Annotated in this window: 15 protein-coding genes; 9 read left to right on the top strand and 6 right to left on the bottom strand. The window is 70.7% G+C overall.

Going from position 1 to position 21,736, the window contains the following annotated elements:
• The first annotated feature begins 64 nt into the window (after positions 1-64).
• On the top strand, positions 65-1,618 hold the full coding sequence (locus tag ACZ4Z1_RS24520) for an RNA polymerase sigma factor (protein ID WP_468488750.1): 1,554 nt from the start codon (positions 65-67) through the stop codon (positions 1,616-1,618).
• A gap of 151 nt (positions 1,619-1,769) precedes the next feature.
• The gene (locus ACZ4Z1_RS24515) at positions 1,770-2,582 is read left to right on the top strand and encodes a S1 family peptidase (RefSeq protein ID WP_468488749.1); all 813 of its coding nucleotides are present in this window, start codon (positions 1,770-1,772) and stop codon (positions 2,580-2,582) included.
• Positions 2,583-2,800: 218 nt separating this feature from the next.
• Here the strand turns inward: ACZ4Z1_RS24515 and ACZ4Z1_RS24510 are convergent, their stop codons facing one another.
• The gene (locus ACZ4Z1_RS24510) at positions 2,801-3,031 is read right to left on the bottom strand and encodes a DUF7455 domain-containing protein (protein ID WP_003981845.1); all 231 of its coding nucleotides are present in this window, start codon (positions 3,029-3,031) and stop codon (positions 2,801-2,803) included.
• A 447-nt stretch (positions 3,032-3,478) separates the two neighbouring features.
• Between ACZ4Z1_RS24510 and ACZ4Z1_RS24505 the strand changes: the two genes are divergently transcribed.
• The 4 genes from ACZ4Z1_RS24505 (at position 3,479) to ACZ4Z1_RS24490 (ending at position 8,208) form a co-directional block, all read left to right on the top strand.
• Positions 3,479-5,599, top strand: coding sequence for a DNA gyrase/topoisomerase IV subunit B (locus ACZ4Z1_RS24505; RefSeq protein WP_468488748.1), 2,121 nt, complete (start codon positions 3,479-3,481; stop codon positions 5,597-5,599).
• Positions 5,600-5,781: 182 nt separating this feature from the next.
• A complete protein-coding gene (locus tag ACZ4Z1_RS24500; protein WP_468488747.1) occupies positions 5,782-6,270 on the top strand; it encodes a DUF1453 domain-containing protein in 489 nt (162 codons plus the stop codon).
• 73 nt (positions 6,271-6,343) lie between these two features.
• The gene (locus tag ACZ4Z1_RS24495; RefSeq protein WP_468488746.1) at positions 6,344-7,534 is read left to right on the top strand and encodes a sensor histidine kinase; all 1,191 of its coding nucleotides are present in this window, start codon (positions 6,344-6,346) and stop codon (positions 7,532-7,534) included.
• A complete protein-coding gene (locus tag ACZ4Z1_RS24490) occupies positions 7,531-8,208 on the top strand; it encodes a response regulator transcription factor (RefSeq protein WP_468488745.1) in 678 nt (225 codons plus the stop codon). The genes ACZ4Z1_RS24495 and ACZ4Z1_RS24490 overlap by 4 nt, the downstream gene beginning before the upstream one ends.
• Positions 8,209-8,243: 35 nt before the next feature.
• Here ACZ4Z1_RS24490 and ACZ4Z1_RS24485 read toward each other — a convergent pair whose 3' ends face one another.
• From ACZ4Z1_RS24485 to ACZ4Z1_RS24470, 4 genes are all read right to left on the bottom strand, one after another.
• Positions 8,244-8,918: a DUF7342 family protein gene (locus ACZ4Z1_RS24485; RefSeq protein WP_468488744.1), complete on the bottom strand. Its 675-nt coding sequence runs from the start codon at positions 8,916-8,918 to the stop codon at positions 8,244-8,246.
• Complete coding sequence (locus tag ACZ4Z1_RS24480; RefSeq protein ID WP_468488829.1) at positions 8,915-10,666, bottom strand: ATP-binding protein; 1,752 nt, start codon at positions 10,664-10,666, stop codon at positions 8,915-8,917. Before ACZ4Z1_RS24480 ends, ACZ4Z1_RS24485 begins: the two co-directional genes overlap by 4 nt.
• Before the next feature lie 357 nt (positions 10,667-11,023).
• Complete coding sequence (locus ACZ4Z1_RS24475) at positions 11,024-12,034, bottom strand: sucrase ferredoxin (protein ID WP_468488743.1); 1,011 nt, start codon at positions 12,032-12,034, stop codon at positions 11,024-11,026.
• Positions 12,035-13,687: 1,653 nt separating this feature from the next.
• Positions 13,688-15,016 carry a citrate/2-methylcitrate synthase gene (locus ACZ4Z1_RS24470; RefSeq protein WP_468488742.1) on the bottom strand — a complete coding sequence of 443 codons (1,329 nt, stop codon included), beginning with the start codon at positions 15,014-15,016 and terminating at the stop codon, positions 13,688-13,690.
• A gap of 110 nt (positions 15,017-15,126) precedes the next feature.
• Here ACZ4Z1_RS24470 and ACZ4Z1_RS24465 point away from each other — a divergent pair, with 110 nt between their 5' ends.
• Both ACZ4Z1_RS24465 and ACZ4Z1_RS24460 read left to right on the top strand, forming a co-directional pair.
• Positions 15,127-16,293 (top strand): citrate synthase, encoded by a 1,167-nt coding sequence (locus tag ACZ4Z1_RS24465; RefSeq protein ID WP_468488741.1) that lies wholly within the window; start codon positions 15,127-15,129, stop codon positions 16,291-16,293.
• Positions 16,294-16,351: 58 nt separating this feature from the next.
• Entirely contained in the window at positions 16,352-17,560 is a 1,209-nt protein-coding gene (locus ACZ4Z1_RS24460) for a CobW family GTP-binding protein (protein ID WP_468488828.1), read from the top strand.
• A gap of 136 nt (positions 17,561-17,696) precedes the next feature.
• On the opposite strand, the gene ACZ4Z1_RS24455 is transcribed toward ACZ4Z1_RS24460, so the two are convergent.
• Complete coding sequence (locus ACZ4Z1_RS24455; protein WP_468488740.1) at positions 17,697-20,141, bottom strand: DNA gyrase/topoisomerase IV subunit A; 2,445 nt, start codon at positions 20,139-20,141, stop codon at positions 17,697-17,699.
• Between the two features lie 249 nt (positions 20,142-20,390).
• Between ACZ4Z1_RS24455 and ACZ4Z1_RS24450 the strand changes: the two genes are divergently transcribed.
• Positions 20,391-21,719: a M16 family metallopeptidase gene (locus ACZ4Z1_RS24450; protein ID WP_468488827.1), complete on the top strand. Its 1,329-nt coding sequence runs from the start codon at positions 20,391-20,393 to the stop codon at positions 21,717-21,719.
• Positions 21,720-21,736: the final 17 nt, after the last annotated feature.

The following is a 21,736-nucleotide window of genomic DNA, read 5'->3' as shown; positions in this document are numbered from 1 at the left end:
TCGTCGGCTCCGATCCACCGTGGACGGGGTCGGAAGCCGTTTCCATCGTTCCGAGAGGTTGTTCGTGTCGGCCAGCACATCCCGTACGCTCCCGCCGGAGATCGCCGAGTCCGAGTCAGTGATGGCGCTCATCGAGCGGGGAAAGGCTGATGGGCAGATCGCCGGCGATGACGTGCGTCGGGCCTTCGAGGCTGACCAGATTCCGCCAACCCAGTGGAAGAACGTTCTGCGCAGCCTCAACCAGATCCTCGACGAGGAGGGTGTGACGCTGATGGTCAGTGCCGCAGAGGCGCCCAAGCGCACCCGCAAGAGCGTCGCAGCGAAGAGTCCGGCGAAGCGCACCGCCACCAAGACCGTCGCGGCCAAGACGGCCACGGCGAAGAAGGCCACCACCGCGGCCGCCCCGATGGGTGACGCGGCGTACGGCGAGGCCGAGGGCGGTCCCGAGAAGAAGACGGTCGCCAAGAAGGCCACCGCCAAGAAGACGGTCGCGAAGAAGACCGCCGCCAAGAAGACCGTGGCGAAGAAGACCGCCGCCAAGAAGGACGTCGACGAGCTCCTCGAGGACGAGCCGATCGAGGAGGCGGCGCCCGCCGGCAAGGGCGGCGAGGCCCCGGCCGAGGTGCCCGAGGGTGCCGAGAACGCCGGGTTCGTCCTGTCCGACGACGACGAGGACGACGCGCCCGCGCAGCAGGTCGCCGCGGCCGGCGCCACCGCCGACCCGGTCAAGGACTACCTCAAGCAGATCGGTAAGGTCCCGCTGCTCAACGCCGAGCAGGAGGTCGAACTCGCCAAGCGCATCGAGGCGGGCCTGTTCGCCGAGGACAAGCTGGCCAACTCCGACAAGCTGGCGCCGAAGCTCAAGCGCGAGCTGGAAATCATCGCCGAGGACGGCCGCCGCGCCAAGAACCACCTGCTGGAGGCCAACCTCCGTCTGGTGGTCTCGCTGGCCAAGCGCTACACCGGCCGCGGCATGCTCTTCCTGGACCTGATCCAGGAGGGCAACCTCGGTCTGATCCGTGCGGTCGAGAAGTTCGACTACACGAAGGGTTACAAGTTCTCCACGTACGCGACGTGGTGGATCCGCCAGGCGATCACCCGCGCCATGGCCGACCAGGCCCGGACGATCCGTATCCCCGTCCACATGGTCGAGGTCATCAACAAGCTGGCCCGTGTGCAGCGCCAGATGCTCCAGGACCTGGGCCGCGAGCCCACCCCGGAGGAGCTGGCCAAGGAACTGGACATGACCCCCGAGAAGGTCATCGAGGTCCAGAAGTACGGTCGCGAGCCGATCTCGCTGCACACCCCGTTGGGTGAGGACGGCGACAGTGAGTTCGGTGACCTGATCGAGGACTCCGAGGCGGTCGTGCCGGCCGACGCGGTCAGCTTCACGCTCCTGCAGGAGCAGCTGCACTCCGTCCTGGACACGCTCAGCGAGCGGGAGGCGGGCGTGGTCTCCATGCGCTTCGGTCTCACCGACGGCCAGCCCAAGACGCTGGACGAGATCGGCAAGGTCTACGGCGTCACGCGTGAGCGGATCCGCCAGATCGAGTCGAAGACGATGTCGAAGCTGCGCCACCCGTCGCGCTCGCAGGTTCTTCGCGACTACCTGGACTGATCCGGAAGCGGCCGCTCCGGACGGCCGTACGAGTGCATTGCGGGCCCGGTCCCCCTCGGCGGGGGCCGGGCCCGCGGTGTGTCCGGGTGCGTGATGCGCCCAACTGTCTCACCCTGGGTGTGCGAACACTTCCGCACAGTCAGGAGCGTGTATGCGTGCCTACGTCCGGGCCGCCTTCGGGGCCCTCGTCCTGGTTCTCGTCGTGCCGGTCACCGCGCAGGCGGACGAGTCGGTGGTCGGGGGTCGGCAGGTGAAGGTCTCCGACAACCCGTGGATGGTGGCCGTCGCTTCCCGTTCGCGCTTCGGCTCCGACCGTTCCGGCCAGTTCTGCGGCGGTGTGCTGGTCGGCCGCGCGACGGTGGTCACGGCGGCGCACTGCCTGAGCCGTGCGGTGCTGGGCGTGGAGTGGCAGCAGGTCAAGGACCTGCGGATCATCGTGGGGCGCGAGGACATGCGGGGCAGGGGCGGGGAGGAGCTGGTGCCGCGGCGGGTCTGGGTGAACCCGTCGTACGACAGTTACAGCAACGCCGGTGACATTGCGGTCCTCACCCTCGGGAAGCAGATGCCGAAGGGGCGGGCGCTCCCGATGGCCAAGGCCGGTGACCCCGCGTACAAGGCGGGTACGAAGGCGAACGTGTACGGCTGGGGCGACACCACGGGCAACGGATCGTATTCGGCCACGCTCCGCTCGGCGCAGGTCCAGATGTTCTCGAACGCGGCCTGTAGCAGGGCGTATCCGGGCGATGCGGACGGCAGGTATCTGTCCGGTTCCATGCTGTGTGCGGGCACCTCGGCCGGCGGCCGGGATGCCTGTCAGGGTGACAGTGGGGGGCCGCTGGTGGCGCGGGGCCGTCTCGTGGGGCTGGTGTCCTGGGGGACGGGCTGCGGAAAGGTGGGGAAGCCGGGCGTCTATACGCGCATCTCAGCGATGATCAAGCATGTGACCGCCCATGGCGCTGGCTGAGGGCCGTGGGGCGGGCGCCCGGACCTGTGGTCGGAGCGTGTGGCGGCGGAGCCTCAGGACGCCACGAGGGGCGCTTGTAGGCGCAACCGTAACGTGGTGGCGGGCAGAGGGGTCGCGGGCGCGGGAGCAGACGAGTGCGGGCGGCCCCCCGGTGGTGCCGGGGGACCGCCCGCCGCACGGCCCTAGGCCGCTACTCGCTCGTCGTCGGATGCGATGTGTCAGCGTTCCTCATCGGACGCAGACGCGGGAGAGGCGGTCAGCCGCTCCGTCTCGTCCTGTATTTCCGCGGCGATCTTCTTGAGTTCTGGCTCGAACTTGCGGCCGTGGTGGGCGCAGAAGAGCAGTTCGCCGCCGGACATCAGGACGACGCGCAGGTATGCCTGGGCGCCGCAGCGGTCGCAGCGGTCAGCGGCCGTCAGCGGGCTCGCGGGGGTCAGAACAGTAGTCACGTCGCCTCTTCTCTAGCTCGACGAGCTGTCGTACCAGGGTCAACATCCAACCAGGCCGAAAACGTTCCCGCTCGTGCCTTATTCCCTGAAAATTTTTTTCCAAGGGGGCCGGGTGTTGCCGGGTGGCGGCGAATGAGCCGTATTGCGTGGTGGTCTGATTCACGTTGGTTGCTGGGCTTTTGTCCTCCCGGCTGGCTTGCCGGTTGTTCAAGAGGACGTGCCCGGAGCCTAAATGGTTCATGCCTCGAAGGGAACGTGATGTGCGCGGCACTGCGCTCTCACTCCTTCGAGGGATCGAACACGTGAACGAAAGTCTACTACCATGGACACCGTCACGGGTGGCGTCACATCGGCTCTACCGGGCCTCGGTACGCTCTCACCGGCGACACCGCCACGACCGGGTCCGCGGAATGCGGACCACCAGTAATTCAGCGAGGAGCGAACCGCGTGACCGCCGAGATGTCCGTGCCGTCCACCGCCGTGCTGACCGGGGCAGACCGGGACGGGTCCAACTACACCGCGCGGCATCTGCTCGTCCTGGAGGGACTGGAGGCCGTCCGCAAGCGCCCGGGCATGTACATCGGCTCGACGGACAGCCGCGGCCTGATGCACTGCCTCTGGGAGATCATCGACAACTCCGTCGACGAGGCGCTGGGCGGCTACTGCGATCGTATCGACGTCGTCCTCCACGACGACGGGTCGGTGGAGGTCCGGGACAACGGCCGCGGCATCCCGGTCGACGTGGAGCCCAAGACCGGCCTGAGCGGCGTCGAGGTCGTGATGACCAAGCTGCACGCCGGCGGCAAGTTCGGCGGCGGCTCGTACGCGGCCTCCGGCGGTCTGCACGGCGTCGGCGCCTCGGTGGTCAACGCGCTCTCCGCCCGGCTGGACGTCGAGGTGGACCGCAACAGCAAGACCCACTCGATCAGTTTCCGCCGCGGGGTGCCCGGCATCTTCACCGAGTCCGGCCCCGACGCCCCCTTCGATCCGGCCAACGGCCTGCTCAAGAGCAAGCGCATCCCCAAGACCCGGACCGGCACGCGGGTGCGCTACTGGGCCGACCGGCAGATCTTCCTCAAGGACGCCAAGCTGTCCCTGGAGACGCTGCACGCCCGGGCGCGCCAGACGGCCTTCCTGGTGCCCGGCCTGACCCTCGTCGTACGGGACGAGCGCGGCGTCGAGAGCGAGGGCCCGACGGAGGAGACCTTCCGGTACGACGGCGGCATCAGCGAGTTCTGCGAGTACCTCGCGCAGGACAAGGCCGTCTGTGACGTGCTGCGGCTGTCCGGGCAGGGCAGCTTCAAGGAGACCGTCCCGGTCCTGGACGAACGCGGTCACATGACGCCCACCGAGGTGACCCGGGAGCTGGGCGTCGATGTCGCGCTGCGCTGGGGCACCGGCTACGACTCCACCGTCCGGTCCTTCGTCAACATCATCGCCACCCCCAAGGGCGGCACGCACGTGTCCGGTTTCGAACGGTCTGTGACCAAGACCGTCAACGAGGTCCTGCGATCGTCCAAGCTCCTGCGCGTCGCCGAGGACGACGTCGTCAAGGACGACGCCATGGAGGGGCTCACCGCGGTCGTGACCGTACGGCTCGCGGAGCCCCAGTTCGAGGGGCAGACCAAGGAGGTGCTGGGCACCTCGGCCGCCTCCCGGATCGTCGCGCAGGTCGTCTCCAAGGAGCTCAAGGCGTTCTTGACCTCCACGAAGCGGGACGCCAAGCAGCAGGCCCGGGCCGTCCTCGACAAGATCGTGGCGGCGGCCCGTACGCGCATCGCGGCCCGCCAGCACAAGGAGGCTCAGCGCCGTAAGACGGCCCTGGAATCCTCCTCGCTGCCCGCCAAGCTGGCCGACTGCCGCAGCGACGACGTCGAGCGCAGCGAGCTGTTCATCGTCGAGGGCGACTCGGCGCTGGGCACCGCCAAGCTGGCGCGCAACTCCGAGTTCCAGGCGCTGCTGCCGATCCGCGGCAAGATCCTCAATGTCCAGAAGTCGTCGGTCTCGGACATGCTCAAGAACGCCGAGTGCGGCGCGATCATCCAGGTCATAGGAGCGGGTTCCGGCCGCACCTTCGACATCGACGCGGCCCGTTACGGCAAGGTCATCTTCCTCGCGGACGCCGATGTCGACGGTGCGCACATCCGGTGCCTGCTGCTGACGCTCTTCCAGCGCTACATGCGCCCGATGGTCGAGCAGGGCCGGGTCTTCTCGGCCGTGCCGCCGCTGCACCGGGTCGAGCTGACCCAGCCCAAGAAGGGCCAGGACAAGTACATCTACACGTACTCGGACAACGAGCTGCGCCAGACCCTGCTGGAACTGCAGCGCAAGAACATCCGTTACAAGGACAGCATCCAGCGCTACAAGGGTCTGGGCGAGATGGACGCCGACCAGCTCGCGGAGACCACGATGGACCCCCGCCACCGCACCCTGCGCCGGATCAACATCAGCGACCTGGAGGCCGCCGAGAAGGCCTTCGACCTGCTCATGGGCAACGAGGTCGCGCCGCGCCGGGAGTTCATCACCAGCTCCGCCTCCACGCTGGACCTCTCGCGCATCGACACCTGACGAACCGCCGCGGGGGCGTGTGATGCGTCTGCGCGCGCTGGTACGGGCGCCTCTCCATCCGCGGGTGGAGAGGCCGCCTACCGCCTTTCCACCCGGAGCCCACCCGCACGCCGATGCGGGCGGTGGGGCCCGCTTCGTAGCGTCGGGACGGTTGTTGTTCCCGTGCCACGGAGGCCCAGGTCATGAGCGGCTTGCTCAACATTCTCGTCATCGTCGCGATCACCGCTCTGCTGGTCGTGCGGCAGCTCAAGCCGCAGCGGCTCGCGGCGGAGAACAAGCGCTGGTGGCTGCTGCCCGCCGTCCTCGCCGTCCTGGCGGTCCGTGAACCGGGCCTGATCGACAACGCGCATCCCACCGGATCCGCCGTCCTGCTGGCCGTCGGCGTGGTCCTCGGCCTGCTCACCGGCGCGGCCTGGGCGTGGACCATGCGGATCTGGACCGACGCGGACGGGCAGGTCTGGTCCGCGGGCCGCGCGGTGACCGCCGCGGCCTGGGCCCTCGGCGTGGGGCTGCGGTTCGCGCTGTACGGGGTCGCGGTGCTGGTGGGGGTCCACATGGGCACCCAGGCCACGATGCTGTCCGTGGCCGCCACGCTGCTCGCCCGTACGGGCACCATGGTGTGGCGCGCCCAGACGCTGCGTCCGACGTACCGTGTTGCTGTCGGTGGCTGAGATCGCGACGGCGCTTCCCGGCGCTACGCGCCGGTGGCCCAGCCCCGGGATCACCGTGCCGGAAGGATCGTTTGTGCCGCTGAGTTTCTGGACGAGCTGGCCCTCGCGGGAGGCGCTCACCCGAGAAGGATCGAGCAGGACACGAGTGTGGGTCGGCAGGACCATCCGCCTTGTGGTCATGGCCGGTCTGCTGTGGAGCGCGCTGGCGAACCGACAGTTCCAGAACGCGGGAGTGGTGCTGGGACTGGCCGCGGTCGCGCTCTGCGGCCTAATCCTGTGGAGGTTCTTCCGGGCGACGCTCCAGCGCCGGCTGTGGCCGGCGCTCGGTCTGCTGGCGCTTCTGGAGGGCGGCGCGTTCTGGTTCGACATGGAAGGCGCGAGGGTGCCGGCCGCCGTGGTGTGGGGTGCGAGTGCCATCGTCTCGATGGCTCAGCTTCCGCTGGCGGCGGCGATGCCGTGCACGCTCGTGTCCCTGACGGCGTACGCCGTGCGCAGCCCGGACGGCTGGCTGTCGATCACGGCGACCGTCGTGGGGCTCGGGCTGGCCGGGTACGTCGTACGGCTGGACTCCGAGGCGCGGGGCAACGCGCAGCGGCTGCTGGCCCAGGAGCGGGCCGCCCGTAAGGCTGAGGCCGAGACGGCCGCGCTGGCCGAGCGGGGCCGCATCGCCCGTGAGATCCACGACGTCCTCGCGCACAGTCTGAGCGCGCAGCTGGTGCACCTGGAGGCGGCGCGGCTGCTGATCCAGCGCAGTGTGAACCTGGAGGCGGACCGGCAGCAGATCCTGGAGCGGGTCGTGGCGGCGCGCGGAATGGCCAGGGAGGGCCTGGACGGCACGCGTCAGGCGCTGTCGGCGCTGCGTGGCGAGATGGCCCCGGTGGAGGATTTTCTGTGCCACCTGACAGCCGCTGACAACGCCCGCCTGGAGGTGACGGGGGAGCGGCGCGAAATGTCGCCCGAAGCCGGCCTGGCACTGCGCAGGGTGGCCCAGGAAGCACTCACGAATGTACGCAAGCACGCGCCGGGGGCGCAGGTGACGGTACGGCTCGCCTACGCGGAGGACGAAGTGGAGCTGGAGGTACGGGACTCCGGGGCGCGCAGGAACCTCCGTGGCGGCAGGCCGGGGGCCCTGGGCGATCTCGGCTCGTCGGGTTCCGGGTACGGTCTGCTGGGGATGCGGGAGCGCGCCGAACTCCTCGGTGGAACGCTGGATTCCGGTCCTGCCGAGGAGGGTTTCGTGGTCCGGTTGAGGGTGCCGGTATGACGGCGCGCGTGGTGGTTGCCGATGATCAGACGGTGGTGCGCGAGGGAATCGTGATGCTGCTGGGACTGTTGCCGGGCATCGAGGTCGTGGGCTCGGCCGGGGACGGTGAGGAAGCGGTACGGCTCACCGCCGAACTGACCCCTGACGTCGTCCTGATGGACCTCCGGATGCCCCGCTGCGACGGCGTCGAGGCCACGCGGAGGATCCGGACGGAGCACCCCGGCACCGAGATCGTCGTGCTGACGACCTACGCGGACGACGACCACCTCTTCCCCGCGCTGGAAGCCGGCGCCCGGGGCTACCTGACGAAGGACGCGGACGGCGACGAGATCGTCCGGGCCATCGAGGACGTGCTGTCGGGCGAGGCCGGACTGTCGCCGAAGGTGCAGCGGCGGCTGCTGGAGCGGTTCGCCGAGCCCGTACGGAAGGCCGCTTCGGCAGCGCCGGCCGAGCCCCCGGACGGGCTGACCGCGCGCGAGGTGGAGGTGCTGAGGCTGGTCGCCGAGGGGCTGTCCAACCCGGAGATCGCCCGGTCGCTGCACGTCTCGAACGCCACCGTGAAGACCCACATCAACAACCTCTTCGCCAAGGCCGGGCTGCGGGACCGGGCCCAGGCGATCCACTACGCCTACCGGCACGGTCTCGCACAACTGCCCGGATCGTCCATCACCTGATGGGATGAAGTGCCCTCCAGGGCGGCGCCCGGCCGTCAGACCCAGACGTAACGGTGTTCGGGACGGCCGGTCTCCCCGTACCGGAGACTGAGACGGACCCGTCCGGCACGTTCGAGGAGCTTGAGGTAGCGCTGCGCGGTCTGCCGGCTCACGCCTGCTTGTCCGGCCACTTCCTGGGCGGACAGGGGCGCGTCGGCCGAGCGCAGGACGGAACGGACCCGGTCGGCGGTGGCCGTCGAGTGGCCCTTGGGCAGCTCGGTGGGGCCGGCGTTGGCGGAACCCAGTGCCCCGAAGAGCCGGTCGACCTCGGACTGCTCGGCCTGGCCGCCGCCCTCGAAGGTGCGGTGGAGGGCCGCGTACCCTTCGAGCTTGGAACGGAGCCCGGCGAACGTGAACGGCTTGACCAGGTACTGCAGCGCGCCCTGGCGCATGGCCGCCTGGACCGTCGCGATGTCGCGGGCCGCGGTCACCATGATCACGTCGGTCTGCAGGCCGCGCTGCCGCAGCCGCGAGACGAGCTGCAGACCGGTCTCGTCGGGCAGGTAATGGTCCAGCAGGACGAGATCGGCGGCGGTGGTCTCCAGGGCGGTCAGGGCCTCGGCGGCGGAGTGGGCGAGGCGGCCGACGCGAAAGCCCGGGATCTTCGCGACATACGCGGCGTTGATCTCGGCGACCCGTACGTCATCGTCCACGACCAGTACGTCGATCATCGGGCGGTTCCCCTCATGTCTCCGGGGCCGCGACCATCGGCCACGCGCCCCTCCGGCCCCCGCGCGCCCCCGTCGACCACGCTCGCGTCCGCGGCGGAGACACCGTCCGGCCGTTCCTCCGCCACCTCTTGCGAAAGCGCGTCGGACAGCGCGTCAGGAAGCGTGACGGTGAACTCCGCGCCCCCTTCGGGACTCTCGGCCACTTCGGCGGTGCCCCCGTACCGTTCGGCCAGCCGACGTACGAGCGCGAGGCCGATACCGCGCTGCCCGTGGGCAGGAGGTTCCTTGGTCGTCCAGCCCTCGGTGAAGATCTCGGCACGCCGGCCCTCCGGCACTCCGGGGCCGTTGTCGCGGACCCGGACGACCGCGGTACGGCCCTCGGCGCGGATCTCGACCTCGACGTGCGCCCCAGGGCTCCCGGCGGTGGCGTCCAGGGCGTTGTCGACCAGGTTGCCGAGGACGGTGACCAGGCTGTGCGGGTCCACCACACGGTCCGGCAGACGGCTGTCGGGCGCGATGCTCAACGAGACACCGCGTTCCGTGGCGACCGTCGCCTTGCCGACCAGCAGGGACGCCAACAGAGGATCGTGCACCCGCTCGGTGACCTGCTCGGCGGTCGCCCGGTGCACGCCCACCGCTTGGGTGACGAATTCCACGGCCTCCTCGTGCAGGCCCAGTTCAAGGAGGCCCAGCAGGGTGTGGAGGCGGTTGGCGTGCTCGTGATCCTGGGCGCGCAGCGCGTCGATGAGCCCGCGGGTGCCGTCCAGCTCGCGACCCAGCCGTTCCAGCTCGGTACGGTCGCGCAACGTCACCACGGCCCCGCCGTCGTCGGTCGACATCCGGTTGGCCACCAGGACACGCTGCCCGCTGACGGTGAGCAGATCGGCGCCGCGGACCCGGCCGGAGAGCACCTCGGCGGTACGGCCGGGCGGCAGCGCTTCCTCCAGGGGGCGGCCGGTGTCCTCGGCACGCAGATCCAGCAGGCGCTGCGCCTCGTCGTTCAGCAGACGAATCCGGCCGTGCGCGTCGAGCGCGACGAAGCCCTCCCGGATGCCGTGCAGCATCGCCTCGCGCTCGGTGAGCAGGGCGGAGATGTCGGAGAAGGCCAGGTCGTGGGTACGGCGCTGGAGGCGTCGGGCGACCAGGTAGGCGGCCAGCGCGCCGACGGCGAGTGCCCCGCCCGCGTAGGCGAGCAGTTGCGGCACCGTGCCCAGCAGCCGCTGCTGCACGCTCTCGTACGCGATGCCGACCGAGACGGCGCCGACGATGTCCCCCTCCTCGTCCCGCAGCGGCACCTTCCCGCGTGCGGAGCGGCCCAGGGTGCCCTCGTCGATCTGCATGACCTCGCGGCCTGCCAGGACGCCGCTGGGGTCGGTGGAGACGTGCCGCCCTATCTCGTCCGGATCGGTGTGGGACCAGCGCACTCCGCGCGTATCCATGATCACGACGTACTCCGCTCCGGTGGCTCGGCGGATCCGCTCCGCCTCGTTCTGCACGGGGCTGCCGCGGCCGGGGTGGGAGCTCTCCAGCGCGTCGTCGAGGCGTGATTCCGCGGCGGTGGTCTGGGCGATGGCCAGGGCGCGCCGCATCGCCTGGTCGTCGAGCTGCGCGCCGAGCGGAGCGAGGAAGAGACCGGTGGCGAGCGCTGTGACGCCGGCGGCGATGGCCAACTGCATCAACAGCACCTGCGCGAAGACACGGCGCGGCCAGCCCACACGCAGACGCAGCCCGGACCGCACGGCTCGCATCCCGCTGCCGGCGGGCCGGTCCGCACCCGGCCGCGCGTCGATCTCGCCCTTTACGCCCATACGGACGAACAGTAAGCGGGGCCGAGCGCGGTCAGGTAGTCATCTCGGCGCTGAGCGGTGGACGGCTACGGAGCGTGGTTGCGGAAACGCCTGTGGACAGGCGGCGAAGAGGTTTTCCACAGGGCTTTCGCGAACCTTCCGCACCCGTCTAATCTCGCAGAGTCATAGTCCATCACTGTCCGTGACGGGCCGAGGGTCGGGTCGGGCGGTCGAGGCAATTCAAGGAGGGGGCGTATGCGGTCAAAGGTGGCAGGTGTAGCCGACAGGTGCCGCGGAAGGTGCGAGCACACGGCCGGGTCAGTCGAGAGGGTGGACGGAAAGCACGGCGATTCGGGCGGGCCTCCCGAGCGGAGAACCGCAGCTGACCGGCGCGGGAGTACCGTCGGTGCGCTGCTGGACCGTGACCCGCCAGGACCGGCCGTCACGGTGTGCGACGGTGACGGCCCAGGCGGGGGCGGGAGCGTCGCGATGGCCGGCCGCCGGGGGCGCCGAGGTCGAGGCTTCGCGGTACGGGCTGCTTCCGGGTCCCTCCGGCGCGTCGTGTCCGCGGTCCTCGGGTGGCGGCACGGACGCGCTGTCCACCACGTCGATCGCGTCCGCCCGGTCCTCGCGGATCAGCTCGCGCACGGCGAGGTCGGCGGCCTGCGCCGGGCGCTCCCAGGCCGAACGGCCGCGGCAGTGGTCCAGCAAGATCCGCCCGTCCCGCGCCGACGCCACGGCCTCCTTGACCAGCGGAGCGGAAGCCCGCCCGTAGGCATAGCCGTACGGAAGGACGAAGAGGGTGGGGGAGAAGCGGTGACCGCCGATGTGGGTGACCTCCCACGCCTCGGCACCACTGTCGGCGAGCTCGGCGGCCAGCGGACGCCCGAGGACGGCGCAACAGCGGTCCCGCCTGCCGTTGGTGCAGACGAAGACCAGCGGCTCGCCGTCATACGGCTCCCAGAGCCCGTCGTGCTCACCTGTGCCCAGTCGGGCGAAGCCGAGGCGCAGCAGTGTTTCCGGGTCGGTGACGGAGGAGGTCCGGATCCAGGAGCGGTTCGGCGCGGTGTGGGCGAGAAAGGCCCGGCGGGCAGGGGCTCCGTGGCAGTCCGGGTGCCGGCCCGGTCGGCGGACGAGAGCCACCCGTACGCCGGTGCCGTCCGCCGCCGCTTCCAAGGCCCGGCCGATGCGGGGATCGAGACGGCTCTCGGTCAGCGCTTCAGTGCCCCAGGGGCCGGTCTGCTCGACGAGCAGCCAGGTCCGGGCGGTGGCCGAAGTGCCCGCGACGGGCTCGGCGGCATCGCGGGAAGCGGTTGCGCACGTGCTCACATAGGTAACCCTAACCTGCCGCGGAGCGACCGGAATCCCGAACCGAAATCGCACGAATCGGGGGCCGAAAACGTACGGATGCGGAGGCTGACAGGGAGGGCTCGGAGCCGAACGGGGAGGGTGTGCAGCCGAATTGGAGGGCTGGTTGACGGTGCCACCGGACCGCCTGTCGTGGTGGCCCGCGGGGGGCGCCCGTGAAGCCCGCCTCGCCCCGGGGCCGGTCTTCTTCGTGGGCAGTGAGACGGTCTGGCCGTGCCAGAGATGACGAGTGGGTTGGAGGCGGCCTTGGCTGAGGCGTTGTCTCCTTCGTGGAGCCGGGCGGTGCGCTGGGCGTTGCGGCGGCCTGCGGGAAGCTCGCCTGCGATCCGGAAGAAGCTGTCCGGCGAGGTGCCGCAGATATCTGGGCGTGGACAGGACGCTGATGCGCTGGTGGGCGAGGAGGGGCTTCGTGGCCGGGGTGAACCTGGCATGGGACATGGGAGGTGAGGTGAGCGGCGCTGGAGAAGCTGGTGGCATCGTCGGCGGTGAACGGCAGGACTGCGGAGGTCCTGAACGCGCCCCCTGACATCGAGGTCAAGGGCACGGGAAAGCGGGTGGCCCTCTGGCGGGGCTTGGGCCGAATGGCTTCGACGGGTCTGCGCAGGCCGGCTTTCCGCAGTGCGGCCGCCGGGGAGCGGTGGTCTCCCAGCAGTCACGTGACCAGGGGTGATGCAGGCGCGGGCCCCGGGGCGCGTCACGGTGAGGAGGGAATCGGGCGAGCAGGCCGTGTATCGAGTTGGAGGTGAGGGCTGTGTCGGCCGCGAGGACTGGTTGAAGCCGCCCAGTACGGCCAGTACGGCCAGTACGGTGGTGATCTTGGCGGTCAGTGTTCAACGAGCGCAGGGGGTGCGGCGTGGTGCGGGCGGCGTCCGTGATCGCCGCGGTGTTCTTGGCGTCGGTCTGGCCTCGTTGAGCCCCACGCAGGTCGGCGATCCGGCGCTTTGACTGGCCGGTAGGTGGCGTTCGGCTCGCTGTTGAGCAGCAGCTTGTTGAGGAGCGCCTTTCCGACTGGGGGAGTTCATGGCCGTGAATGAGTGGTGTGGCTGACCTCCAGGCCGAAGAACACGCCCACGTCTCCAGGGGCGAACACCGCGCTCTTCCGGCGGTGTTGTGGGTACCGGGCAGACCTCTCATCGGCGTCTCCGACGACACTTCCCGGGACCGGCGACACGCCCAGGTCACCCGTTCGACAGAACGGACACGGCCATGCCGGGCTCGGAGGTCAGCGGCCCGCTCATGGCGCCGCGAAGGCCGGGGGCCGTCCGGGACCCGCGCTGAGCCGCCATCGGCATTCGGAGGCCCGAGCGCTTGGTGGTGAGGGGCGAGCGGTGCATGTGCGGGGAGGTGAGCAGTGCATCCGGGAGGAGGAGGGAGAGGGAGGGGGAGGGGGTGGGGGTGGGGGGAGGGAAAAGGAGGCTCTTCGGGAGGGCTGGGGCGGCAGTCGGGAGGCGACTGGGGCTCAGTGACATCCGCTCGGTGGGAACGTGGGGTCTGACGCGCCGCCCCGGGGTGCCTGAATCCCCGCCCGCGGGTTCACGGTAGGGCTGTGGTGGGGGCTCGACGGGAACGCGGGCCACGGCGCGCGCCGCCCCGGGGCTGCCCCCGGCCGTGGGTTCACGGTAGGGGCTGTGGCGGGCGTAGGCCTGTGTAGTGGCCGGTGGGGCGCAGACGCATGGGGCGTTCCTCGTACTCCTCCAGGGCGTGGGCGATCCAGCCGGCGGTGCGGGCGACCGCGAAGACGGTTTCGCCGGCCTCGGGGGTCATGTCTGCCGTGACGGTCAGTACGCCCAGGGCGAGGTCGACGTTGGCGTGCAGTGCGGTGTGGCGGGCGGTCGTCGCGGCCACCTCGCGTGCTGCCTGCAGCGCCGGGCCGGCCTGCGGTACGTCCTCCAGGAGGCGGAACAGGGCGCGGGCGCGCGGGTCCTCGCCTCGGTAGATCCGGTGGCCGAGGCCGGGTACCCGGCGGCCGGCGCGCAGGTGGTCCGCCACGACGGCCGCCGCGCTGCCCCGTTCCAGTACCTCTTGCAGCATGCGGTGCGTGAGGCTGCTCGCGGCGCCGTGCAGGGGGCCGTCCAGGGCGCCGAAACCGGCCGACACGACGGTGTAGGGATGGGCCCGCGCGGAGGCGGCCACCCGGGCGGCCAGGGTGGAGGCGGCGAGGTCGTGGTCGATGAGGAGGACAAGTGCCGCGTCCAGTACGCGCAGTGACGCCTCGTCGGGTGGCTGCTCCGTGAGGCGTGACCACAGGCGGCGGGGGATCGGAGCCGAGGCGGGGTCGGTGCCGCTCTCCAGGCGGGGCAGGGCGTCCACGAGGACGGGGATCAGGGCGCGTGCCGTGCCCAGGACGGCGTCCTCGGACAGGTCGAAGCGCAGCGGGTCGGCGGCGGCCGCCGCTACCACCGCGACGCGCAGCCGGTCCATCGGGCTGCTGTGCGCGGGCAGCGCGTCGACGGCACGGCGGGCGGCCGCGAGGGCTTCCGCCGGGGCGGTGAAGCGGACGCCGGGGCTCAGCACGCCGGTCCAGAGCCACTCGGCGACCTCTTCGTAGCCGTGATGGGCGGCCAGCTCGGTCGTGTCCACGCCACGGAAGTAGCAGCGGTCTGCGTCGATGAGGGTGATGCCGGTACGGAGTGCCAGGTCACCGCTGCCGGCAGGGGACGGCTCGCGGCGGGCGCCGCGGCGGGCGAGGGCGTCCACTTCCGTGGCGTCGAAGGTGCTGCCCCGGCCGCCCGGGGCCCGTCGGCTGGTCAGCTGGCCGCGGCTGACGTAGGCGTAGATCGTCTCGGGTTTCACGCCGAGCCGTTCGGCCACTTCCCGCGTGGTGAGCCGCCGCCCGCCGCCCTCGCCGCCGTCGGCCCCAACACCGCCGGTCCCACCCCCGTAGCCGTAGCCGACGTCGCCGTGCCCGTCGCCACCCGTTTCGTGATCTGCCATGACGCCCACCGTATCGATTGACCCTGCCTGCACATTGATTCAATCAATATTGACAGCTAAGTCATCCAGAATAGACAGTCGAGTCAATGGTGAGTGCTCGGGAGAGAGGGAGGACCGTCATGTCGATTGCCGGGGCAGGCGCGACGTTCGACGCGCCCCGCGGGCTCGCGGGAGTGATCGTCACCGAGACCGAGCTGGGGGACGTACGGGGTGGGGAGGGTTTCTACCACTACCGGCAGTACTCCGCCGTGGAGCTCGCACAGAGCCGTACCTTCGAAGATGTCTGGCACCTGATGCTTCGCGGCAGCCTGCCGGACATGGAGCAGCGCGCGGCCTTCGAGGCGGAGACCGTGGCGCTGCGCCACCTGCCCGATGCCGTGCGGGACGCGCTGCCCGGTATCGCCCGCGCGAGCGCCCGCAGCGGCCCGCTCGCCGGCCTGCGCACCGCGCTCTCCCTGCTCGGCGCCGCAGCGGGCTTCCAGCCTCTGTACGACATCGACTCCCGGCAGCGCGGCGCCGACGCGCTCACCGCGAGCGCCGCGGTGCCCACCGTACTCACCGCGCTGCACCGTATCGGCCGCGGTCTGGCGCCGGTCGAGCCGCGGGACGACCTTCCGTACGCCGCCAATTACCTGTACATGCTCACCGGTGAGGAGCCCGACCCCGCGCGCACCCGTGCCATCGAGCGGTATCTGATCTCCACCATCGACCACGGCTTCAACGCCTCGACGTTCACCGCGCGCGTCATCGCCTCCACGGGCGCGGACCTCGCGGCCTGTCTGGCGGGCGCGCTCGGCGCGCTCTCCGGGCCGCTGCACGGCGGCGCGCCCAGCCGGGCCCTGGACGCCCTCGACGCCATCGGTGGCCCGGACCGTATCGACGCCTGGATCCGCGAGCGTGTCCGCTCAGGTGAGCGGATCATGGGCTTCGGACACCCCGTCTACCGGACCGAGGACCCGCGTTCGCGGATGCTGCGCGACATCGCCCGGGGTTTCGGCGGACCGCTCGTGGACTTCGCGGTGCAGGTGGAGGAGCGCGTCGAGGCCCTGCTCGCCGAGCTCAAACCCGGCCGGGAGCTGCACACCAACGTCGAGTTCTACGCGGGCGTGGTGATGGAGCTGTGCGGCCTGCCGCGTGAGATGTTCACCCCCACCTTCTGCGCGGCCCGGGTGGTCGGCTGGAGCGCCAATATCCTGGAGCAGGCGGACGACTCGAAGATCATCCGCCCGGCGGCCCGCTATGTGGGTCCGCCCCCGCCGCAGCCGGTGCCCGCCGCGCTGAACTGACGGCGTGCCGGACCGACGGCGCGCCGCCGCACCGACGTACGACGATGGAGGCGCCCCCTTGGCCCCGCAGGCCCCGCGACAGATCCCGGTCATCGTGCTCGCCGGATTCCTCGGTTCCGGCAAGACGACCCTGCTCAACCATCTGCTGGGCCGCAGCGGCGGCAGCCGTGTCGGAGCGGTCGTCAACGACTTCGGCAGCATCGAGATTGACGCCATGACGGTGGCCGGCCAGGTCGACTCGATGGTCTCGCTGGGCAACGGCTGTTTGTGCTGCGCCGTCGACACCAGCGAACTGGACGAGTACCTGGAACGGCTGGCCCGGCCGTCGGCCCGTATCGACGTCATCGTCATCGAGGCGAGCGGGCTGGCCGAGCCGCAGGAACTCATCCGCATGATCCTGGCCAGCGAGAACGACCGCATCGTCTACGGCGGGCTGGCCGAGGTCGTCGACGCGGCGGAGTTCGGGGCCACCCGGGCCCGGCATCCGGAGATCGACCGGCATGTGGCCATCGCCGACCTGGTGGTCCTCAACAAGGCCGACCGCATCGGGGAGGCGGAACAGCGCTCGCTCCTGGGCACCCTCGCCGAGCTGAGCCCGGGGACGCCCGTCGTGCCCGCCACGTACGGGCGGATCGACCCGGAGCTGTTCTTCGACCGCAAACCGCGCGACGCGGACGACGAGGCGGTCCGTCAGCTGTCCTTCGAGGACCTGTTCCGCGAGGAGGCGGACGCGGAGGCCGAAGCGGGCGGGGAGGTGTCCGGGGAGCACGTGTGTGACGAGCACGGGCCGGGGTGCCACGGCCATGGGCCCGGCCGCCACCTGCACGCCGCGTACGAGAGTGTCGAGTTCGTCTCGGACGATCCGATGAATCCGCGCCGGCTGATGGCCTTCCTGGACAGCAGGCCCGCCGGTCTCTACCGGATCAAGGGCTTCGTCCACTTCGACGTACCGGAGAACCGCCAGAAGTTCGCCGTGCACGCGGTCGGCGACTTCCTGCGCTTCTATCCCTCGCCGTGGCAGCCGGACGAGGGGCGCCGCACCCAGCTCGTCCTGATCGGCCGCGGGGTCGACGCGGCGGCGGTACGCAAGGAGCTGACGGACTGCCGGGAGACGGGCCCGGAGCGCGGTGACGTGAACAGCATGTGGGGCGTGCTTCGGTACGTACCGTCCACCGGTGAGCCCGGTGAGCCCGGTGAGCCCGGTGAGCCCGGTGGCTTCGCAGCTTCGGAGGAGCCGCAGCAGCCGGGAGAGCCCGACGACCAGTAACCGTCCCCGGCACCGTGCCCTCCGAGGACGTCACCCTCCGACAGCACGACACCGCCCTCCACCAGCACAACACCGCCCCCGGCCCGGCCGCAGCCGTCCCGGGGGCGTCGTCGTCCTCAGCGTGGAACCGGGCCCGCTACACCGGCCCCGCCAGCGCCGCGACCCGCTTCGTCAGCGGTACGCCCGAGCCGTCCCGGCGCGGGTCCGGTTCCGGCAGGCCGACCGGGGCGCCCTTGGCGTCGGCCGCCCGTACCGGAGCGGCGCCGGCCCAGGCCAGGGACAGGGAGTCCTCGCCCTTCAGGAACCGCTGGCAGCGCACGCCGCCGGTCGCCCGGCCCTTGCGCGGGTACTGGTCGAAGGGGGTGAGCTTGGCCGTGGAGACCGAGTCGTCGAGCGTGCCGTGCGAGCCGGAGACGGTGAAGACCATGGCGTCGGCGCCCGGGTCGACGGCCGAGAAGAAGATGACCTTCGCGTCCGGGCCCAGCTTGATGCCCGTCATGCCGCCCGCGGGGCGGCCCTGCGGCCGTACCTGCCCCGCCGGGTAGCGCAGCAGCTGGGCCTCGTCGGTGATGAAGACCAGGTCCTCCTCGCCCGTACGCAGCTCGGCGGCGCCCACGATGCGGTCGCCCTCCTTGAGGGTGATGACCTCCAACTCCTCCTTGTTGGACGGGTAGTCCGGCACCACGCGCTTGACGATGCCCTGCTGGGTGCCGAGCGCCAGGCCCGGCGAGGACTCGTCGAGCGTCATCAGGCAGATCAGCTGCTCGCCGTCCTGGAGGCTGAGGAACTCCGAGACCGGCGCCCCGCCGGACAAAGTCGGCGCCGAGATGGTGTCCGGGAGCTGCGGCAGGTCGACCACCTGGAGGCGCAGCAGCCGGCCTGCGGAGGTCACCGCGCCCACCTCGCCGCGGGTGGTGGCCGGCACCGCCGAGACGATCACGTCGTGCTTGACGCGCTTGGCCTCCGCGTCGAAGTTCACCTCGCCGTTGGCCGTACGGGCCAGCAGGCCCGTGGAGGACAGCAGTACCCGGCACGGGTCGTCGGCGACCTCCAGCGGCGCGGCCACCGGGGCGCCTGCCGACTCCAGCAGGACGGTGCGGCGGTCCGTGCCGTACTTCTTGGCCACCGCGGCCAGCTCGCCGGAGACGAGCTTGCGCAGCTCGGCGTCCGATTCGAGGATCTTGGTCAGCTCCTCGATCTCCGCCTTGAGCTTGTCGCGCTCCGACTCCAGCTCGATGCGGTCGAACTTGGTCAGGCGGCGCAGCGGCGTGTCGAGGATGTACTGCGTCTGGACGTCGCTCAGCGCGAAGCGGTCCATCAGCCGCTCCTTGGCCTGGGCGCTGTTCTCGCTGGAGCGGATGAGGCGGATCACCTCGTCGATGTCGATCAGGGCCGTCAGCAGCCCCTCGACCAGGTGGAGGCGGTCGCGCTTCTTGCCGCGCCGGAACTCGCTGCGCCGGCGCACCACGTCGAAGCGGTGGTCGACGTAGACCTCCAGCAGCTCCTTGAGGCCCAGCGTCAGCGGCTGGCCGTCCACCAGCGCGACGTTGTTGATGCCGAAGGACTCCTCCATGGCCGTGAGCTTGTAGAGCTGCTCCAGGACGGCTTCCGGGTTGAAGCCGTTCTTGATCTCGATGACCAGGCGCAGGCCGTGCTCGCGGTCGGTGAGGTCCTTGACGTCGGCGATGCCCTGGAGCTTCTTCGCGCCCACCAGGTCCTTGATCTTGGAGATGACCTTCTCGGGGCCGACGGCGAACGGCAGTTCGGTGACGACCAGGCCCTTGCGGCGGGCGGTGACGTTCTCGACCGAGACCGTGGCGCGGATCTTGAACGTGCCGCGGCCGGACTCGTACGCGTCGCGGATGCCGCCCAGGCCCACGATCCGGCCGCCGGTCGGCAGGTCGGGGCCCGGCACGTACTTCATCAGCGTGTCGAGGTCCGCGTTCGGGTGCTTGATCAGGTGGCGGGCCGCGGCGATCACCTCGCCGAGGTTGTGCGGCGGCATGTTCGTCGCCATGCCGACCGCGATGCCGGACGCGCCGTTGACGAGGAGGTTCGGGTAGGCGGCCGGCAGGGCGACCGGTTCCTGCTCCTGGCCGTCGTAGTTCGGTGCGAAGTCGACCGTGTCCTCGTCGATGGACTCCGTCATCAGGGACGTGGCCGAGGCCATCTTGCACTCGGTGTACCGCATGGCGGCGGGCGGGTCGTCGTTGCCGAGCGAGCCGAAGTTGCCGTGGCCGTCCACCAGGGGCAGCCGCATCGAGAAGGACTGCGCCATCCGCACCAGGGCGTCGTAGATGGAGGCGTCACCGTGCGGGTGGAGCTTACCCATCACCTCACCGACGACGCGGGCGCACTTGACGTAGCTGCGCTCGGGGCGCAGGCCCATCTCGTTCATCTGGTAGAGGATGCGGCGGTGCACGGGCTTGAGGCCGTCGCGGGCGTCCGGGAGGGCGCGGGAGTAGATGACCGAGTACGCGTACTCAAGGAAGGAACCCTGCATCTCGTCGACGACGTCGATGTCGAGGATCCTCTCCTCGAAGTCGTCCGGCGGCGGGGTCTTCGTGCTACGGCGGGCCATCGCGGCTGCGGCTCCTTCGCTTGCGTCCTGCTGCTTGCCGATGCGGGATCAACGTTCGGGTCTTTCGCGGACCATTGTGGCCCGCCCCACTGACAACGCCGACCGCGACCCTCCCCGGAGCCCCCGGACGGGGTGGCGGTGAAGTCCGCTCGTACGAGGCAGCCCGGTCGGGAACTTCGCCATACCTCGGCGCGCTTGCATACAGTGACAGAACTTCCTCGCAAGCGGATCGAAGGGACGTACATGCCCATGGGTCACACGGCCACAGAACAAGCCGGCTCCGGCGGCCTGACAGCGACCGAGCACCGGCTGGCCAACGGCCTGCGTGTGGTGCTCTCCGAAGACCACCTGACCCCGGTCGCCGCGGTCTGCCTCTGGTACGACGTCGGCTCGCGCCACGAGGTCAAGGGCCGTACGGGCCTGGCCCACCTCTTCGAGCACCTCATGTTCCAGGGCTCCGCCCAGGTCAAGGGCAACGGTCACTTCGAACTGGTCCAGGGCGCCGGCGGCTCCCTGAACGGCACCACCAGCTTCGAGCGCACCAACTATTTCGAGACCATGCCCGCCCACCAGCTGGAGCTCGCGCTGTGGCTGGAGGCCGACCGCATGGGCTCCCTTCTGACGGCGCTCGACGAGGAGTCCCTGGAGAACCAGCGCGACGTCGTCAAGAACGAGCGCCGGCAGCGCTACGACAACGTCCCCTACGGCACGGCCTTCGAGAGGCTGACGGCCATGGCCTACCCGGAGGGCCACCCGTACCACCACACCCCCATCGGTTCGATGGCCGACCTGGACGCCGCCTCCCTGGAGGACGCGCGGGCCTTCTTCCGTACGTACTACGCGCCCAACAACGCGGTGCTGTCGATCGTCGGCGACATCGACCCCGAGCAGACCCTCGCCTGGGTGGAGAAGTACTTCGGCTCCATCCCCGGCCACGAGGGCAAGCAGCCGCCGCGCGACGGCTCCCTGCCGGACGTCATCGGCAAGGAGCTGCGCGAGATCGTCGAGGAGGACGTCCCCTCCCGCGCGCTGATGGCCGCCTACCGCCTCCCGCAGGACGGCACCCGTGAGGCCGACGCGGCCGACCTGGCGCTGACGGTGCTCGGCGGCGGCGAGTCCTCGCGCCTGTACAACCGGCTGGTGCGCCGCGACCGCACGGCCGTGGCGGCGGGCTTCGGCTTGCTGCGCCTGGCCGGCGCGCCCTCGCTCGGGTGGCTGGACGTGAAGACCTCCGGCGGCGTCGAGGTGCCCGCCATCGAGAGCGCCGTCGACGAGGAGCTGGCCCGTTTCGCCGCCGAGGGGCCCACCCCGGAGGAGATGGAGCGCGCGCAGGCCCAGCTGGAGCGCGAGTGGCTGGACCGGCTCGCCACGGCCGCCGGCCGCGCCGACGAACTGTGCCGGTTCGCGGCCCTGTTCGGCGACCCGCAGCTCGCCCTGACCGCCGTGCAGCGCGTCCTGGACATCACCCCGCAGGAGGTGCAGGAGGTCGCCCAGGCCCGGCTGCGCCCCGACAACCGCGCGGTCCTCGTGTACGAGCCGACCGCCGCCGAGGACAACGACGAGGAGGCGGCCCAGTGAGCGACGCCGTCAGCACC

Source organism: Streptomyces sp. NPDC030165 (assembly GCF_055573595.1).
Note: the sequence above shows the minus strand (reverse complement) of the source record. Positions and strands in the feature narration are given on the sequence as shown.

Excerpts from the sequence above, each read along its gene's own strand:
- ACZ4Z1_RS24515 (WP_468488749.1), top strand. The coding sequence starts at position 1,770 with ATGCGTGCCTACGTCCGGGCCGCCTTCGGGGCCCTCGTCCTGGTTCTC.
- ACZ4Z1_RS24500 (WP_468488747.1), top strand. The coding sequence starts at position 5,782 with ATGAGCGGCTTGCTCAACATTCTCGTCATCGTCGCGATCACCGCTCTG.
- ACZ4Z1_RS24490 (WP_468488745.1), top strand. The coding sequence starts at position 7,531 with ATGACGGCGCGCGTGGTGGTTGCCGATGATCAGACGGTGGTGCGCGAG.
- ACZ4Z1_RS24485 (WP_468488744.1), bottom strand. The coding sequence starts at position 8,918 with ATGATCGACGTACTGGTCGTGGACGATGACGTACGGGTCGCCGAGATC.
- ACZ4Z1_RS24480 (WP_468488829.1), bottom strand. The coding sequence starts at position 10,666 with ATGCGAGCCGTGCGGTCCGGGCTGCGTCTGCGTGTGGGCTGGCCGCGC.
- ACZ4Z1_RS24465 (WP_468488741.1), top strand. The coding sequence starts at position 15,127 with ATGTCGATTGCCGGGGCAGGCGCGACGTTCGACGCGCCCCGCGGGCTC.
- ACZ4Z1_RS24455 (WP_468488740.1), bottom strand. The coding sequence starts at position 20,141 with ATGGCCCGCCGTAGCACGAAGACCCCGCCGCCGGACGACTTCGAGGAG.
- ACZ4Z1_RS24450 (WP_468488827.1), top strand. The coding sequence starts at position 20,391 with ATGGGTCACACGGCCACAGAACAAGCCGGCTCCGGCGGCCTGACAGCG.